This is a genomic window from Rheinheimera baltica (assembly GCF_030731985.1).
Lineage (GTDB): Bacteria > Pseudomonadota > Gammaproteobacteria > Enterobacterales > Alteromonadaceae > Alishewanella > Alishewanella baltica.
This window is the reverse complement of record NZ_JAPJDY010000001.1, coordinates 215949-233538: the sequence shown is the minus strand read 5'-3', so window position 1 is coordinate 233538 and position 17590 is coordinate 215949. Positions and strand designations below refer to the sequence as shown.

At 46.5% G+C, this 17590-nt stretch carries 18 protein-coding genes and 1 riboswitch; of the genes, 5 read left to right on the top strand and 13 right to left on the bottom strand.

Going from position 1 to position 17590, the window contains the following annotated elements; genetic code table 11:
• Nucleotides 1-6: 6 nt before the first annotated feature.
• A riboswitch (cobalamin riboswitch) is annotated at nt 7-192 on the bottom strand.
• Between the two features lie 71 nt (nt 193-263).
• Nucleotides 264-746 carry a YajQ family cyclic di-GMP-binding protein gene (locus ORJ00_RS01145; protein ID WP_027669639.1) on the bottom strand — a complete coding sequence of 161 codons (483 nt, stop codon included), beginning with the start codon at nt 744-746 and terminating at the stop codon, nt 264-266.
• A 93-nt stretch (nt 747-839) separates the two neighbouring features.
• Between ORJ00_RS01145 and ORJ00_RS01140 the strand changes: the two genes are divergently transcribed.
• Both ORJ00_RS01140 and ORJ00_RS01135 read left to right on the top strand, forming a co-directional pair.
• Nucleotides 840-1196, top strand: coding sequence for a VanZ family protein (locus ORJ00_RS01140; RefSeq protein WP_306138733.1), 357 nt, complete (start codon nt 840-842; stop codon nt 1194-1196).
• The gene (locus tag ORJ00_RS01135; RefSeq protein WP_306138732.1) at nt 1163-2065 is read left to right on the top strand and encodes a ketopantoate reductase family protein; all 903 of its coding nucleotides are present in this window, start codon (nt 1163-1165) and stop codon (nt 2063-2065) included. Before ORJ00_RS01140 ends, ORJ00_RS01135 begins: the two co-directional genes overlap by 34 nt.
• Here ORJ00_RS01135 and thiI read toward each other — a convergent pair.
• From thiI to pomA, 3 genes are all read right to left on the bottom strand, one after another.
• Complete coding sequence (gene thiI, locus ORJ00_RS01130) at nt 2053-3510, bottom strand: tRNA uracil 4-sulfurtransferase ThiI (RefSeq protein WP_306125220.1); 1458 nt, start codon at nt 3508-3510, stop codon at nt 2053-2055. The genes ORJ00_RS01135 and thiI overlap by 13 nt on opposite strands.
• 97 nt (nt 3511-3607) lie before the next feature.
• On the bottom strand, nt 3608-4561 hold the full coding sequence (locus ORJ00_RS01125; RefSeq protein ID WP_027669643.1) for a flagellar motor protein MotB: 954 nt from the start codon (nt 4559-4561) through the stop codon (nt 3608-3610).
• A 3-nt stretch (nt 4562-4564) separates the two neighbouring features.
• A complete protein-coding gene (gene pomA, locus ORJ00_RS01120; protein ID WP_027669644.1) occupies nt 4565-5332 on the bottom strand; it encodes a flagellar motor protein PomA in 768 nt (255 codons plus the stop codon).
• 199 nt (nt 5333-5531) lie between these two features.
• On the opposite strand from pomA, the gene xseB reads away from it, so the two are divergent.
• Genes xseB through dxs form a run of 3 tightly spaced genes read left to right on the top strand, consistent with a single transcriptional unit; the run spans nt 5532 to nt 8543 of the window.
• Nucleotides 5532-5777 (top strand): exodeoxyribonuclease VII small subunit, encoded by a 246-nt coding sequence (gene xseB / locus ORJ00_RS01115; RefSeq protein WP_027669645.1) that lies wholly within the window; start codon nt 5532-5534, stop codon nt 5775-5777.
• A gap of 1 nt (nt 5778) precedes the next feature.
• Nucleotides 5779-6666: a (2E,6E)-farnesyl diphosphate synthase gene (gene ispA, locus ORJ00_RS01110; RefSeq protein WP_306125219.1), complete on the top strand. Its 888-nt coding sequence runs from the start codon at nt 5779-5781 to the stop codon at nt 6664-6666.
• Nucleotides 6667-6680: 14 nt separating this feature from the next.
• A complete protein-coding gene (dxs, locus tag ORJ00_RS01105) occupies nt 6681-8543 on the top strand; it encodes a 1-deoxy-D-xylulose-5-phosphate synthase (protein ID WP_306125218.1) in 1863 nt (620 codons plus the stop codon).
• A 54-nt stretch (nt 8544-8597) separates the two neighbouring features.
• On the opposite strand, the gene ORJ00_RS01100 is transcribed toward dxs, so the two are convergent.
• From ORJ00_RS01100 to nrdR, 9 genes are all read right to left on the bottom strand, one after another.
• Entirely contained in the window at nt 8598-11630 is a 3033-nt protein-coding gene (locus ORJ00_RS01100) for a ligand-binding sensor domain-containing protein (RefSeq protein WP_305973135.1), read from the bottom strand.
• A gap of 25 nt (nt 11631-11655) precedes the next feature.
• A complete protein-coding gene (locus tag ORJ00_RS01095; protein WP_027669649.1) occupies nt 11656-12135 on the bottom strand; it encodes a phosphatidylglycerophosphatase A family protein in 480 nt (159 codons plus the stop codon).
• A complete protein-coding gene (thiL, locus tag ORJ00_RS01090; protein ID WP_027669650.1) occupies nt 12132-13094 on the bottom strand; it encodes a thiamine-phosphate kinase in 963 nt (320 codons plus the stop codon). Before thiL ends, ORJ00_RS01095 begins: the two co-directional genes overlap by 4 nt.
• A gap of 33 nt (nt 13095-13127) precedes the next feature.
• Nucleotides 13128-13541 (bottom strand): transcription antitermination factor NusB, encoded by a 414-nt coding sequence (gene nusB, locus ORJ00_RS01085; RefSeq protein ID WP_027669651.1) that lies wholly within the window; start codon nt 13539-13541, stop codon nt 13128-13130.
• Between the two features lie 17 nt (nt 13542-13558).
• Entirely contained in the window at nt 13559-14023 is a 465-nt protein-coding gene (ribH, locus tag ORJ00_RS01080; RefSeq protein WP_027669652.1) for a 6,7-dimethyl-8-ribityllumazine synthase, read from the bottom strand.
• Nucleotides 14024-14139: 116 nt separating this feature from the next.
• Nucleotides 14140-15249, bottom strand: coding sequence for a bifunctional 3,4-dihydroxy-2-butanone-4-phosphate synthase/GTP cyclohydrolase II (gene ribBA / locus ORJ00_RS01075; protein WP_027669653.1), 1110 nt, complete (start codon nt 15247-15249; stop codon nt 14140-14142).
• 12 nt (nt 15250-15261) lie between these two features.
• On the bottom strand, nt 15262-15912 hold the full coding sequence (locus ORJ00_RS01070) for a riboflavin synthase (protein WP_306125217.1): 651 nt from the start codon (nt 15910-15912) through the stop codon (nt 15262-15264).
• A gap of 24 nt (nt 15913-15936) precedes the next feature.
• Nucleotides 15937-17055: a bifunctional diaminohydroxyphosphoribosylaminopyrimidine deaminase/5-amino-6-(5-phosphoribosylamino)uracil reductase RibD gene (gene ribD, locus ORJ00_RS01065; protein WP_306125216.1), complete on the bottom strand. Its 1119-nt coding sequence runs from the start codon at nt 17053-17055 to the stop codon at nt 15937-15939.
• Nucleotides 17055-17510, bottom strand: coding sequence for a transcriptional regulator NrdR (gene nrdR, locus ORJ00_RS01060; RefSeq protein WP_027669656.1), 456 nt, complete (start codon nt 17508-17510; stop codon nt 17055-17057). The genes ribD and nrdR overlap by 1 nt, the downstream gene beginning before the upstream one ends.
• Nucleotides 17511-17590: the final 80 nt, after the last annotated feature.

Genomic DNA, 17590 nt, shown 5'->3' with positions numbered 1-17590 from the left:
TAATAAAGTTAAAGGATTTTTCTGGCCGGTCTCCGGGCTAACAACCTGCTTTCGCCTACATTCGCCTTCCCATACTATGACAGTGGCATTGAACGCAGATCAGTTGTTTACCGTTGCGGGGGCAGCTCTGGATTTACACCAGATTCCCGTTTACCTGCAGTTAGCTGCAGCACCAGAAAAAGCGGCTCCTTGCTGGAGCCGCGTGCAGTTTAGCGTGAGGAATGGAATTGTCAATAGGTGTCTGGATGGCCGAAGCCATGCAGTTAGTCACGAAAGTTTTTAAACTGGAAAGGTTGGCCTAAATCAGAGGTACGTACCAATTGCATCGCCGCTTGTAAATCGTCACGCTTTTTACCCGTTACCCGCAACTCCTCTCCCTGAATAGCCACCTGTACCTTAATATTGCTGTCTTTAACAAGTTTAATAATTTTCTTCGCTATGTCTTTATCGATGCCTTGCTTAATGCTGACAAAGCGTGTGACGAATTTACCATGACGCTCTTCTTTTTCAATTTTGAAACTATTAACATCCAGCTGCAGCTTGCTGGCTTTAATGGCAAAAATATCGAACAACTGCATCACTTGTTGATCCGCTTCAGCGGTCAGTTCAATCTGTTCTTTTTTTAGCTCAATTTTGGCGTTAACGCCACGAAAATCATAGCGGGTTTCAAGTTCCCGTTTAGCGTTCTCTACCGCGTTATTAGCCTGGTTAATATCAATTTCTGAAACAATATCGAATGAGGGCATTAAAAATCTCCTTAGCATAAGCCATTCTGTCTGCTGGTGATTATAACCAGAAAACTGTTACAATCCGAGTGCCATATAGGTTTGGGGGTGTATGTGTCACAAAGTTTTTATCGCTGGTTGTGCTTATTCTGTTTTTTACTGGCTACAGCGAGCTTCTTGGCTGAACTCAACGGTCACCGTATTATTGCCGGCTTTGCCCATATTGATAAAGTCGCGCATTTTGGCATTTTTGCTATTTTGTCAGCGTTACTATGGAAAGGCTTTAAAGTGTCACCGGTGACCGCGTTAATCGTTTTAGGTGCCTATGGTGGCAGCATAGAGTTGGCACAACATTATTTTACCCGCCGACATGGCGATTGGTTCGACCTACTGGCAGATATTGGCGGTGTTATTAGCTTCTATCTGGTACGCAGCGTATGGCACCGAATACGTCCCCGCAGCCAGCGCTAAGCTGGACCATCGTTGGCCAAGGTGCTATTGGTTTATTGGCAGCCTGCAGGTTGTCATTGGCCGGAAACGCCGTTTCATTGTGGTTAAAAACTCCAAACATTATCAATATTGATTTCACTGAACAGCAGTTTAGTTACCCCCCAGCGATAGCGCCGTTGAATGCCGTGCTGGTGCCGGTTAAAAGCTATGCCATACTCGATGCCATTAAAGGTTTATTACCACATCTTAGCCCTGATGCTCAGCTGGTGCTAAGCCACAATGGTATGGGAACTATAGCGCAGGTAAAACCGTTGTTACTGCCCACACAAGGGCTGTGGTTTCTTACCACCACTCACGGTGCACTTAAACAACACCATAATCTGTTTCACACCGGACAAGGGCAAAGTGTCATCGCGCCACTTAATAGTGCCGCCATAGCATGCTCTGAAGCGGTTACTCAGGTGATGGATATCGCCCTGGGACCAATAACATTAACCGATAATATATCGCCCTATTTATGGCAAAAATTGGCGATTAATGCAGTAATAAATCCACTAACGGCAATATATGATTGCCAAAACGGCCAACTAAGTGCTGCTGAGTATCGCAGTCAAATTGCGGAGATTTTAGCTGAGGTGTGCCAGTTGGCAACGCTAATGGGCATATCGCTGGTGTATGAAGACACGCTGGCAAAGGTGCAGCAGGTGATTATCCAAACAGCAAAAAATTACTCGTCTATGCACCAAGATGTAAAGCATCAAAGGCGCACTGAAATCGCTGCAATAAATGGCTTTGTGGTAGAGCAAGCGGCACGCTATCAGTTAGCCGTGCCGCAAAATGCTGGTTTATTACAACGGGTCACACAATTAGAACAAGCTTACGGGCGATAAACCGCCACATTAGCATAACCTTGCTCTTGCAAAATTACCGCTTGTAGCCGGCTCATAACACCGCGATCGCAATAACAGTAGTACTGCTTAGTCTGATCTAAATGACTAAATTGTGATGCCAAACGAAAAAAGGGCAACTCTACCACCGCATGATTGGCCACGGTTAGCGGTTTAAGTTCTGTCTCTTCCGGGCTGCGAATATCCAGTACGATGGCATCAGCTGGCAGCTCGGACAGTTCTGTTACAACATGTGCTTGTTGGTCAGCCTGATAATCAACGGTACGAATATCAAGCACCTTCGCCTCTTGTACTGCCTGATCCAGCACGGCGAAATTAAACTTTTGCTCGTTTAGCTCTACATCGGCAAGCACTGCATTAACTGTCGGCTTGTTTGAGATAACACCACAATATTCAGGCATGCTCTTGGCGATATCTTCTGCACCAATCTTGCGCGCTATATCGACAATCTCTTGCTTATCCTGGTAGATAAGTGGCCGTAGCACCAACATGTCGGTTACCCGATCAATGACATTTAAGTTGGCAATAGTTTGGCTGGCAACCTGGCCAATACTTTCGCCGGTAACAAGGGCCTTAATACCCAGATTCTCGGCGACGCTGGCCGCAGCGCGCATCATCATGCGCTTTAGCACAACGCCCATTAAACCGCTGTCTATATTTTCCAGTATCTGCTCTACCACTGGGGCGAAGTTAACACTAACAAACTTCACTTTGTGCGACAGGCTGTATTTTTGCCAAATAAGATGAGACATTTCCCGCACACCCGCTTCATGTGCTGCGCCACCCAGGTTGAAAAACAGATAATGGGTTCTAACCCCTTTACGGATCATTAAGTAACTGGCAACTGCGGAGTCATACCCGCCAGAAATAAGCGATAAGGCGTCGGATTGGGAAGGCAACGGAAAACCGCCCATGCCCTGATACTGCCGACGCACCATGATCAACACATCTTTTCTGACTTCGAGCGCTACTACAACATCAGGTTTTTTAAGCTGTACCCGCGCAGAAGAAACAAGCTGATTTAGCCCACCACCAATATAGCGTTCTGCTTCAATTGATGAAAAAGTGTGCTTGCCTTCACGCCTTACCCGCACACAGAAAGATTTATTTTCTAACTGATCGGCATAAACCAAAGCAACCTGTTCGTAAATGTCATGCAAAGAGGTAAAGCTACTCGATTGCATTTCAGAGAATTGCATAATGCCCGGGATGCAACTTAACCGCTCAACAAGCTGCTGCTTTATTGCCAGCTCGTCTCCGGGATAACGTATAGTGAGGTGGTCGTAACTATTTTTAACGTCAATATTACTGTCTACCCGAAGCACAATCGTTTTGATATTGCGTTCAAGTAATAATGTCTGGCGTTTACGCACCGATTTGCTTTTGATGGCAATTTCCGGGTGCAATTTAATAATAAATTCAATCATCGCTTAGCGGCACAATATCAGCAGAAAAAAAGTGGCGAAGATTATAGCGGATCTCTGGTTAAAGACCTAATCTGCGCGATTACGTTAGTCACTTCGTTTACTGAGCTGGCGCTTCCAAACTGATAGGATCCGACTCTTTTGCCTTACCCTGCATAATGGATATTTCGACTCGCCGGTTGCGACGTCGGTTGAGTTCAGAATCGTTAGGTACCAAAGGTTTAGTATCAGCATGGCCAACAACAACTAAACGGGTGCGGTCGAATCCGTCTGCTTTAATCATCTCAGAGCCAACAGAAACGGCTCGTTTTGCAGATAAATCCCAATTGTTACTGTGCAACTCGTCAGAAACCTGAATATCATCGGTGTGACCGGTTACCGTAATCTCACCCGGCACATCGTTCAACAGACTACCAATACGCTGAATAATGGGCTTAAACCGGGGCTGGAGAAACGATGACCCAGAGGGGAAAGCACCATTCTCGCGAATACGGATAATAATTTGCTGCCCTAGTGATTCAAGCTCAATAGCACCATCAACAATTTGCTTCTGCAGTTGTTCGGCCAGCTTTTTAACCATTTCATTGGTTTGTTCTTGTTGCGCTTCAGACTGCGCATCGGCACTGGCTTGTTCGCCGTCCATGATTTCTTCGGCGTTACTAACTGATTGGCCCCCACTTAAATCTTCACGTTGCTCCTGGCGACCGCCAGCAGAGTCTTCTTCACCGGCTTGAAATTCAATCATCTGCTGCGTAATTTCTATTGTTTGCTGCTGCAGGGTTTCAATAGGCGTAGGATCAGGCCGCCCTGGCCGAAACTCCATCGCAATGACGCTGGTGCCTTTGGGAATATCTTCTACTTCAATTTTATTCTGGACACCAAAAGCAAATTTCATGGAGCCAGCAATTTGCTTAAATTTCAGCACATCCATCTCGGAAAACGCGAGCAGCAGTACAAAGAAACACATTAACAATGCCATTAAATCTGCAAAGGTGCCCATATAGGCTGGCAACCCCGGCGGTGGGCATTTACACTCTTCGGCTTCATCACTCATATCTTACTCCGCCGCAGCCGGTTCACGTTTACCCTGCGCCAAATAATTACGCAATATGCCTTCAATTACTTTAGGATTTTGCCCATCCTGGATGCCTAAAATCGCATCCAGAATTAATTGATTATTCTGTTTTTCCTGCACATTTCGAATAGCTAGTTTATCGGCCAGTGGAATGGCAATAACGTTTGCAACAAAAGCGCCATAAAGGGTTGTAAGCAAAGCCACCGCCATTGCAGGTCCAATGGCTTTAGGGTCATCCATGTTAGACAGCATGGCAACGAGGCCAACCAGAGTACCTATCATGCCCATCGCCGGAGCCACATCGCCCAAGCTTTTAAAAATAGCTATCGCCGTCTCATGCCGCTTTTCGGTCAGGCTAATATCTTTTAACAAGGTAGCCCGCACTACATCGGCGTCGTGCCCATCTACCAGCATGTTGACACCTTTTTGCATAAAAGCATTGGGTATTTCAGCTTCTTCAAGCGCTAAAAAACCACCTTTGCGAGCAGAGTCAGCTAATTGAACCGCTTTCTCAATCAGTTCTTCCGGCGCTTCAATCTTAAACATAAAGGCTTTTGCTGCCGCCTTGCCGGAACCGAAAAACTGCGACAAAGTAAATTTGGAAATAACAACAAAAATTGAGCCACCAAAAACAATAAGAACAGATACGGTGTCCATAAACATACCGACATTACCGCTGCTACCTAAAACCATGGCCATCACAACAAAGCCAATTGCGCCTAACATACCAACGAGGGTAGCTATATCCACTCTTATCTCCTTAAAATCTACATCAACCGGGGCATTGTCATTATAGGTTTATTCTAGACAATAACTGTTTATCGACAATACAGCACAATGTTTGAGTATAATTTACGTGAAATTATCTATTTAGCCTTTCACTTGTGCTTTCCGATTGACCATAATAGCCTGCTAAGGTACCTTTGCGCACACTTTTTCCGGGGGTAGTATGAGCAAAAAAAAAGCTGATTTGAGCCAGTTTGAACAAACCTTGTCTGAACTTGAACAGATAGTACAACAACTGGAACAAGGAGAACTTTCTTTAGATCAATCTTTAGCCCAATTTGAGCGTGGTATTACCCTTGCGCGCCAAAGTCAGCAGTTACTGCAAACGGCTGAGCAAAAAGTACAGATCCTGATGCAACAACAGCAACAGGAATCACTGCTACCGTTTGAACCTGATCAAGGGGATTAAGGTGTTACCAGCCAATTTACCGATGTATCAGCAACGGGTAGAACAGCATCTGCAACAACTGCTAACTGCACGTCAGCAAACCTCACCGCGGCTGCTTGAGGCTATGTCATATAGTTTATTGCTGGGCGGCAAGCGTATCCGGCCTTTTTTGGTATACAGTTGCGGCACCATGTTAGGTGCAAGTCTGCACGACTTAGACGGCCCTGCCGCCGCATTGGAAGCCCTGCACAGTTATTCATTGATACATGATGACTTACCAGCAATGGACAACGATGATTTACGTCGCGGAAAGCCCACTTGCCATAAGGCGTTTGATGAAGCCACTGCTGTGCTGGCGGGTGATGCTTTGCAAACCCTGGCTTTTGAGGTTTTAAGTAGTCACGACTATCAAAACTGCACACCTAAAGCGATATTGCATATGGTGCAATGTTTTGCAAAAGCGTCTGGCTACAGTGGCATGTGTGGTGGTCAGGCCATTGATTTAGCCCAGACAAACCAAAGCACAAACTTAGTGCAGCTTGAACAGATGCACAGGCTGAAAACAGGTGCCCTGATAGAGTGCGCGGTGCAGTTGGCATGGTTATGCAGCCCCAATCAACAAACAACAGAATTAGATACATTACTGCGCTTTGCCCGTGCGTTAGGGCTGGCATTTCAAGTGCAGGATGATATTCTCGATATTGAAAGTGACACGGCCACGCTGGGCAAACCACAAGGCTCAGACAGCAAGGCAAACAAATCAACGTACCCGGCATTGTTGGGGTTGGAGAATGCCAAAGCCAAAGCTCAGCAATTATATCAAGAAGCACTGAACGCTCTGGCTAGCTTACCGTATAACACTGATGAATTACGCGCTTTTGCGCAGTATATTATCGAACGCAAGTTTTAACACAGGCATGGATTATGGCGTTAGATATTAACGATTACCCGTTATTGGCTCAGGCTAATTTACCCGAGCAATTACGGCAGTTACCACAGGAAAAACTTCCGGCGTTAAGTGCGGAACTTCGCGGCTATTTACTGCAAAGCGTTAGCCAAAGCAGCGGACATTTCGCCTCGGGATTAGGTACTGTTGAACTGACAGTGGCTTTGCACTATGTCTATAACACGCCGTTCGATCGCGTGATTTGGGATGTTGGTCATCAGGCGTATCCACATAAAATTCTGACCGGACGTGCAGAACGTATGCATAGCATTCGGCAAAAAGATGGCTTGCACCCGTTTCCTTATCGCGAAGAAAGCGAATATGACGTGCTGTCTGTTGGTCACTCGAGTACATCAATAAGTGCGGCGTTGGGTATGGCGATTGCCGCGCAACAAGCACGCAATAACCGCAAAGTCGTTGCCGTTATTGGCGATGGCGCTATCACAGCAGGTATGGCATTTGAAGCATTAAATCATGCCGGTGAAGTGCGCCCGGATATGCTGGTTATTTTAAATGATAACGAAATGTCGATATCCGAAAATGTCGGCGCGTTAAACCGGTACTTTGCCAGAATTTTATCCGGTAGCTTTTACACCAGTTTACGTGAGGGCGGTAAAAAAATACTTCGTGGTGTGCCACCGCTGCATGAGCTGGCCAGCCGGGCAGAAGAACACTTCAAAGGCATGGTTACGCCAGGCACGTTTTTTGAAGAATTAGGCTTCAATTACATTGGCCCAATTGATGGTCACGATGTACTGGGACTGGTTGATACCATTCGCAACATGCGTAATCTTAAAGGCCCTCAACTGCTTCATATTGTGACCAAAAAAGGCAAAGGCTATGCGCCGGCAGAAGCCGACCCTATTGGCTATCATGCAGTGTCTAAATTTAACCCGGCCGATGAAAAACAGCCGGCAAAAAAAGCCAGCTTGCCAACATTTTCTAATATTTTTGGTAGCTGGATTTGTGACATGGCAGCTCAAGATGAACGCTTACAAGCTATTACACCGGCCATGCGTGAAGGCTCAGACCTAGTCCGTTTCTCTAAAACCTATCCCAAACGCTATTTTGACGTTGCTATTGCCGAGCAACATGCGATAACACTGGCGGCAGGGCTTGCCATTGAAGGGCTAAAACCGGTCGTAGCCATCTATTCCAGCTTTTTACAACGTGGCTATGATCAGCTTATTCATGATGTTGCTTTGCAAAACCTTGACGTATTATTTGCCATTGATCGAGCTGGCATTGTCGGTGCAGACGGCCCTACTCATCAGGGAGCCTTTGATATTAGCTTTATGCGCTGTATCCCTAATATGGTGATTATGGTGCCATCTGACGAAGATGAGTGCCGGCAGATGTTATATAGCGGTTATCAGTTTAATGGTCCGGCCGCAGTACGATATCCGCGCGGTTCAGGTACAGGCATTGCGCCACAGTCAAACATGCAGTTAATCCCCATAGGCAAAGCTAAAGTCGTTCGTCAAGGCAAGCGTGTTGCTATACTGGCTTTTGGGCCTTTACTAGCCGAATGCCAGCACGTTGCTGAACAACTTGACGCCACCTTGGTCGACATGCGTTTTGTTAAACCGCTGGATGCAGCTTTGTTGACGGAGCTTGCCGGACACCATGAGCTGTTTGTTACGGTTGAAGATAATGCCATTATGGGTGGTGCAGGCTCTGCGATAAACGAATTTGTCGCTAACAATTCATTGGCCATTAGCTGTTTGAATATTGGCTTGCCAGATCAGTTTATTAAACATGGTAGCCAGCAAGAAATCTATGCCGAATTGGGTTTAGACAGCACAGGTATTCTCGCCAGTATCCAACACCGGCTTAAATAAAAAAGTAACGTAGACAGCACACCAAGCCCGCAGCTAAAGCGGGCTTTTTTTGTGTCAGAAAAGCGAATTTTTTAGTTCAAAGTGTGCCAAACCTGCTGCCAAAAGTCGCTCAACTTGCGCTTCAATATGTGACGAATCTTCAAACTCAAAGGCGTCAACCTGCTGGTCAAACACAATAGTAGCCACCCCATTCTTACCAGCATGTTTGACATGATAAAGTGCCATCTCTGCTAGCTGTAATGATATTTCCCAGTTAATCAGCTGGCCGCCAAGTAATTCTAGTGGATACACTGCATAGCCCACCGAACAGGAGAGCCTGGTACGGTGTCCATCAGGCAAACTAAAGACGGTTTTGCCAATAAGCTCATTTAAACGAAAGCTAAACTGCGGAACCAGCTCTATCTGAATATCCCGCAATACCAATACAAATTCTTCACCGGCAAAGCGCACCACATAATCTGACCCCCGGGTTTCACGAATAAGCAATGCGGCCACTTGCTGAATACAGCTATCACCGGCACTATTTCCATATTGGTCATTGATTTGTTTAAAGTTATCTAAATCGAGATGAATTAAGGCAACGCATTTCCCCTGAGACTGCATAGACTCTCTGTTACGCTGGAAATGCTCAATATCTTTAGGTAGCTGCTCAAACATAAACCGACGATTACGTAGTCCGGTTAAACTGTCTTTGTGCGTTAGCAGCGTTAGCTGTTCATTTACTTCGTTTAGTTTAAGATTGCTGTTTTCCAGCTCCTGCGTGCGCTGCCTTACCAAACGTTCCAGTTGCAATTGCTGATTAACGGTGTTGCGCCGTAGCAGCCACAAAATACCATAGAAGCAAAATAAAATAAGGATCAGCCATAAACCACGGTAAACCAGGGTTTCATCAAAACGTTTTGGAATAATAAGCTGCAGTTGTGCGGATTGATTATCAGTCCACACACCACTATCAAACCGGCTTTGTAAACGAAAGACAAAATGTCCCGGAGTCAGGTTAGTGTAAACGGCTTCACGGCGCTCTGCGACGTCGTGCCATTGTTGATCAAACCCTTCCAACTGATAACGAAACTGTAACGCGGCAGGTTTAATAAATTCCAACGCGGAGTATTTCACCGTAAAATTACGATCATCAAGATCCAACACCAAGCGCGATTGTTGATTTTCAATGACATATTGTCGTTGGCCCTGGACCATTTTAATAACCGGCAACAAATCCCCTGCTCGTTTTCGCTCCAACTTAAGCGGTACTGCAACCACCCCCTTGAGTGTCGGATACCAATATTGATTTTGCCAGCGCACTACTTTTGCATGCCCAGCCCCATTACAACATCGTCCAGGAACGGTACCTAACTGACGGTCATACGGGCCAAGTATCTCATCGGCTAAGACTATGTCTGTGGCTAAGTTAGGTAGTTCAGCGACATTTACACGAAAAATACCCTTGTTGCTACTTACCCACACCGTCGCTGAGTCGATATCATATATCAGGCTAACAACAGGACTATGCGGTAAACCATTTCCAGAGTGCCATTGCAACCAGCCACCTTGATTTTGCGAGATAAAAATACCGTCATCCAGTGTGGCAGCGATAATAGTGTTGTCCGGCAGTACAAGCAGTGCTGTTATGTAACTATTGTAAAGTGCTGAACCAACGCCAAGACGACTTAAATTACTGTCCTGATACTGGTATAAACCCCGCGTCGTGCCAAATACGACCCTACCTTGATGTTGTTGCAGCACCGTAATATTTCGCGATTCTAATACATCATTCTCGACAAAAGGCGAGAGTACATTGTCACGGTAATGGTATAACCCCATTACCGTCCCTATCCAAAGTCCGTCAGTGTCATCGGGTTGTAACAGCCGAACAGCAAAACCGGTCAACTCGTCAAATTGGTTGCTCAATTTTGCACTACCGCGCTGATACCGTTTAACGCCGTGATCAGTAGCTAGCCACATTTGCTCCGGATCCGGCCAGTACAGATCATGCACCGTGCTGGCGCCAAGTTGTGCAGCATCTAACAACCGGGTGTATTGTCCTTCTGCGGTAAGCTCGCCTATGTCAGACTGTCCAGCAATAAGCAACGTATTCGCTGGCGAGACAGCAACACTGCGGATCACTGGGTCGGCGTCAGCTGGCACAATACGGCGAATATTACCCACCGAAGCCCGATATATACCGTCACTAAAACTGGCTAACCAAATATTGTTATCTTTATCTTCAAAAATATCGCTAAACCACGGATAGCTGCCAAGCTCGTCGCCGGTGATGTGTTGCCAAGCCTGTTCATTATGTCGATGAAATAATTTTCGATGTGCCGAAATCCACCGGTTGCCCCGGCTGTCACGCAGTAGCTTATATACAGCCGTATTATTTTTATCCGGCAAATTGCATTTTGTAACGTTTCCAGCGCTATCAAGATGATAAAATCCAGCTTCACCAGCTATAAACAAATTGCCATCATCCCAATATAAATCGTAGATTGGTGTTTGCATTAACTCTGCAGGTAATGGAAAGTTATCGGTATTTCCGTCAATATCAATACGAAATAATTTTTCGGCGCTGGCAACCCATACTTTATTGTCAACTAATTCCAGCTGACTTACCTGAGAGCGGATTTGTTCTACACGGCTTACTTTCCCATCCCGTACCCGGTACAGTAAATCAGCTGCCACCCATACTTCGCCTGGTCGGATCTCAACAATTGCTGTCACTTCAGACAATATTTGATAGCGATCAAATTTTAAGGTTACGGGATCAAAACCAGACAATCCGGATTTTGTTCCTACCCACATGTAGCCGTGACTATCGTTCAATAATCGGGTAACGGCATTACTTGCCAGATGCCGCTGAGATTCTTTATTGAAATGCTCAAACTGCGTTCCGTCAAACCGGTTAAGACCGTATTGTGTTGCAAGCCAGATATAGCCTTGAGAGTCTTGACTAATCGCGCGCACAGAATTGCTGGATAAGCCTTCTGCACTGCCCCAATGTTTGATATCAAAATCGTAGACAGATTGTTGGTTATACGCAGGCACATTTAGAGAACACAACAATAAAAACAACAGTACGGCTTTTTTCATTGCGGCCATCTCTTTCTCTAATAGGTTAACCCAGCGGTAAAAAGGGAATTAAAAGTTGCAACGAAGCCAATGCAGCCAAACCCGCCGCGATGTCATCCAGCATAATGCCAATACCACCATGAACAGATCTGTCCAACACGCTAATCGGCCAGGGTTTTACAATATCAAACAGTCGAAACAACACAAAGCCAACGAGTAGGGTTTGCCAATGAAGTGGCGCCCACAACATCGTGATACCTAAACCAATTATTTCGTCCCATACGATAGCACCATGGTCGTGTTCACCTATATCACGGGCAGTCTGACCACACAAGTAAACCCCGAGCGCGCTACCAAGCACAACAAAGGTTAGCAAATAAATGTTTCCTGCCCACAGCAACAACACCACTAACGGAATAGCGGCAATTGTCCCCATAGTGCCCGGTGCTTTAGGCGACAAGCCACTGCCAAAACCCAGAGCTAGGAACTGATACCATTTTGTTAAATCAAATTGCACTTTATTCATCCGAAGTGCGTAAAACCAGTATGTTGATAAGGGAATGCCTGCTCACCATATTTAAGTTCTAATTTACCCGCTACACCGGTTATACGGCCAATACAACTAACCGCAACGCCATAAGGCGATAGCAACACATCCAGCGAGCCTCTCTTGGCCTCTGGTACGGTAAACAATAACTCGTAGTCTTCTCCGCCTGATAATGCCAATTGCATTGCCGTGGCAGTGTCACAGCTATCTTTAATTGCTTGCGACAAAGGAATTCGAGCAACGTCAACACTGGCTCCCACGCCTGAGCGGGCTAAAATATGCTGAATATCGCTATATAAACCGTCAGATAAATCCATCGCACTGCTGGCGATATTGCGCAAAGCTTGCCCCAACGCTACGCGGGCAGAAGGATAATGAAAACGTTGTAAAATATGGGTTTGATGTTTCTTACTGACGTCATGCCGCCCCTGACACAACTGCAACCCCAACGCGGCATCTCCCAATGTCCCCGTAACGTAGATGTAATCACCCACTTTAGCACCACTGCGTGTAAGAGCCTTGCCACGAGGTACAATGCCTTTAGCAATCATCGTGAGACTCATAGGGCCGCGGGTTGTATCACCGCCGATTAATTGGCAGTTATAATATTCTGCTGTTTCATGAAGGCCAGCCGCGAAGGCCGAAACCCAGGCTTCATCAACTACGGGCAAGGTTAATGCTAACGATAACCAAGTTGGCTCAGCGCCCATGGCAGCTAAATCGCTGACATTAACGGCAACAAGCTTATGACCAAGGGCCCGCGGATCATCATCAGGAAAAAAATGTGTCCCTACAACCATGGTGTCCGTGGTTACAACCAGGTCGTAATTATCACGAACCTGTAACACGGCACCGTCATCCCCGACGCCAACAGCAGTATCGGAGCGCGCAGTACCACATTTGGAGAAATATTGAGCAATGAGTTCGAATTCACCCATAAAACTAAGAAGCCGACAAATGTCGGCACTCCTTCAACTTGGACGCAGAACGCGCACGGCTTTATCTAGAATACCGTTCACGAACTTATGACTATCGTCTGCAGCAAATGCCTTTGCCAGCTCGATAGCTTCGTTGATGATGACCTTATAAGGGACATCTAATCGGTATTTAAGTTCATAGGCAGATACACGAAGAATCGCTTTCTCTACGAAATCAATTTCATCAAATGGTCTATCTAAATAAGGCTTTAACGCCTCGTCCAGGGTTGCGTAGTTTTTTACCACACCGCGGACAACATCCTGAAAATAACCAACATCAAGATGTTTTACATTAGTTTCCAGCAACAATTGTTGCTCAATATCTGCAATCGGGTTTTGGCTGACATGCCAACTGTAGATACCCTGCACTGCAAGTGACCGTGACTGACGACGGGCATTAGGTTTCATTTCTGTGTCTCTTCCTGTTACAGCTTAGCTAGCAGGTTAACCATTTCCAGCGTAGACATAGCAGCCTCGCCACCTTTGTTGCCAGCTTTTGTGCCGGCACGTTCTATGGCTTGCTCAATACTATCAACGGTTAACACTCCAAAGGCAACCGGGATGTCATGTTGCATCATGACTTGCGAAATACCCTTGGTACACTCACCCGATACGTATTCGAAGTGAGGTGTGCCCCCACGGATCACCGCACCAAGTGCAATAATGCCATCATATTTTTTGCTGGCAGCCACACGCTGCACTGCCAATGGTAACTCAAAGGCACCCGGTACCCGTATAACAGTAATATCCTGCTCAGCCACATTACCAATACGTTGCAATGTGTCTACCGCACCGCTTAATAAACTTTCAACGATAAAGCTATTAAACCGCGCAACAACCAGCGCAAACTTTTTACCGTTGGCAGAAAATCCCGCTTCAATTACCTGCATAAGATGCCCTTAAAATCTGACTGCTCAAAATTAGCCGTGCATAATAGCACAACACTCATAAAACCGGCATAGTCTTTATCACGCCAGTACTGGCTTAATTAATCGCCTGCTAGCCATTACTCGCTAACATAATCGACCACTTCAAGACCAAAACCCGACAATGCATGATACTTTTTCGGCTGGCTAAGCAGGCGCATCTTCTTTACACCCAAACTGGCGAGTATTTGAGACCCAACGCCAACTGTACGAGAGGTGCCCGCCCATGGCGTCGCTTTTGGTTTTTCGCCGTTATCCTCTGCCTCAAAACCCTGAACGGTTCGTATCAAGGCGTCGGTACTTTCATGTTTACCTAACAACACTAATACGCCACCATCACGGGCAATCCGCTCCATCGCTGTATGCAGCGGGAAGCTACGATTAGCCGCTCGATTCGCCATTAATAAGTCGCTGAACGTATCATGTAAGTGCACCCTAACGAGCGTGGGTTCATCCGCGCTAATGTCACCTTTTATCAAGGCAAAATGAATTTGGTTATCGATAGTGTCTTTAAAGGTTACCAGCTGAAAATCTCCCACTTCTGTAGGAAGCTGGCAACGGGCGACTTGTTCAATGGTGGTTTCGTTTAAATTCCGGTATTCAATTAAGTCCGCTATGGTGCCAATTTTTATGCCATGCTTTTTGGCAACAACTTCTAAATCTGGCCGACGCGCCATCGTACCATCGTCGTTTAGAATCTCAACAATAACAGCAGCAGGTTCAAGACCCGCTAACCGCGCTAAATCACAACCGGCTTCAGTATGGCCAGCCCGCACTAACACACCGCCATCCTGTGCCATTAACGGGAAAATATGACCTGGCTGTACAATGTCTGAAGGTCTGGCGTCCCGTGCAACTGCGGCTTTCACCGTGCGGGCACGATCGGCAGCAGAAATTCCTGTTGTTACGCCTTCAGCGGCTTCAATTGACACGGTAAAGTTAGTGGCAAAAGGCGACTTGTTTGCATCTACCATCAGCGGCAATGCTAATTGCGTACAGCGTTTTCTGGTCAGGGTTAAACAAATTAATCCGCGCCCATGTGTGGCCATAAAGTTTATGGCTTCGGGCGTGACATACTCGGCGGCCATCACCAAGTCGCCTTCGTTTTCACGATCCTCATCATCCATCAGAATAACCATTTTCCCCTGACGAATGTCTTCAATTATTTCTGTAGGCGTATTCAGCTGCATAACCAACCCTATTTATAAAAAACCGCGCTGAGACAACAGCGCCATACTAACGCCGCCATTGGCTTTGTCGGTATCCTTGTGAAGTAAACGTTCCAAATAGCGGGCAATAACATCGACTTCCAGATGTACTTTAGTGCCCACTTTAAGGCGTGAAATTGTAGTTTGTGTGGCGGTATGAGGCACTATTGTTAGCCGCAAGGCGTCTTTATTTACTTCGTTGACCGTCAAACTAACACCGTCAATGGTAACCGAGCCTTTAGTTGCAATGTAGTGCGCCAATGCGTTTGGCAACGCCAACCAGATATGCCAGGACCTTCCAGCGCTTTCAATACGAACGACCTCTGTTACCCCATCAACGTGGCCGCTGACAATATGTCCACCCAAGCGTGTTGTAGGCAACATCGCTTTTTCCAGATTAATAACCTGGCCCCGCTGATAATGGCCGAATAAGGTATTGGCTAAGGTTTCTGACGACACGTCAGCACAAAAGCTATTTGCGCTTAGCTGGGTTACGGTTAAACATACTCCATTGCTGGCAATACTGTCGCCGAGCTTAACGTCGGTAAAATCTAAACTATTGCTGTGAATCGTCACTGTAAGATCTGCACCTTGACGCACGATCTCCGTAAGAGTACCCGTGGCTTCAACGATACCTGTAAACATAATTTCTCTCTTGTACCACTGAGATTAGAGTAAGTTGGCAGTAAGGCGGATATCCTGCCCTACCAAACGTATATCGCTCCAGCTTAACTCTGGAACCTGCGTCAATGCAGTATATTGTGGCAATACCGCTAGCGGCTGCGCAGCGTTCCCTAGCAACTTGGGTGACAGGTAAACAATAAGTTCATCTACCAATTTTAACTGCAACAAAGTGCCCGCTAACGTGGCACCCGCCTCTACCCATAATGTATTGACTTGCTCACGCAACGCCAGATGTTGTAATAAGGCGGCAATATCAAACTGGGCATCATTATTCAGCGGACAATGGATTTGTCTGGCAATATTGGGTAATTGTCGGTCATTTTCAAGCTTACTGACACACAATAACACTTCGCCACCGTCAGAAAAAATGGCCAAATCATGCTTCAACAAACCATTTCTGTCCAAAATTACCCGCTTAGGTTGGCGCAGTTCACCACTGTCCAGCCTCCCAATATCTTGCTGTAGTTGTTCAGCGCGCAAGTTCAAACGCGCATTGTCAGCCAATACCGTAGTCGCGGTAGACAACACGGCACAACTTTGCGCCCGAAAATGCTGCACATCTGCACGAGCGGCCTCACCCGTTAACCACTTACTGTCACCATTAGCCAAAGCCGTGCGGCCATCGAGGCTAGCGGCTAACTTTAGCCGGACATACGGCCTTTGCCGTTCCATCCGACTTAAAAAACCCAGGTTTAATGCCCGAGCTTGTGTATCCAATAAGCCTATATCTACCTGCATACCGGCATTTCGCAGTATCGCTGCACCTTTACCCGCAACCTGCGGATTAGGGTCTTGCATCGCAATTACCACCCGGGAAATACCGGCCGCCACTAATGCTTCAGCACAGGGTGGCGTGCGACCATGATGACTACAGGGTTCTAATGTCACATAGCAGGTTGCCCCTCGGGCATCACTGCCGGCCTCTTGTAACGCAAACACCTCTGCATGAGGACCGCCGGCTTGTTTGTGATAACCACGTCCGACGATCTGACCGTTTTTCACTATTAAAGCACCGACATTCGGATTCGGGCTAGTCGTATAGCGGCCAAGCTCTGCGAGCTGTAAGGCTAGCGCCATAAAGCCAGTATCTGCAGCACTAAACATTAGGATTTTTCTCCCAGGCGCGCAATTTCCTCGCCAAACTCACGAATATCCTTAAATGAGCGGTAAACAGAAGCAAAACGCACATAGGCCACCTTATCAACCTTGACCAGCTCGTCCATAATAAGATTACCCAGTAGCTGGCTGCCAATCTCCCGCTCACCGGTAGCGCGCAGCTGTGATTTAATTTTATTAATCAACTGCTCGATTTGCTCAGTCGCCACCGGTCGTTTTTCCAGTGAACGCAACAGGCCACTGCGCAGTTTATCTTCATTGAAAGGTTCACGAGAGCCATCGCGTTTAATAATGCGAGGCATCACAAGTTCTGCAGCTTCAAAGGTAGTAAAACGTTCATGACAGGCAAGACACTCACGTCGGCGCCTTACCTGATGGCCATCAGCGACCAGACGCGAGTCTATTACTTTGGTATCGTCTGCATTACAAAACGGACAGTACATATTCGAGATCCTGCTAAGCCACCAACAGCTGAATAAAGAGAAAAGCCAGATAAAGAAATGGCCGCAATAGCGGCCATCAT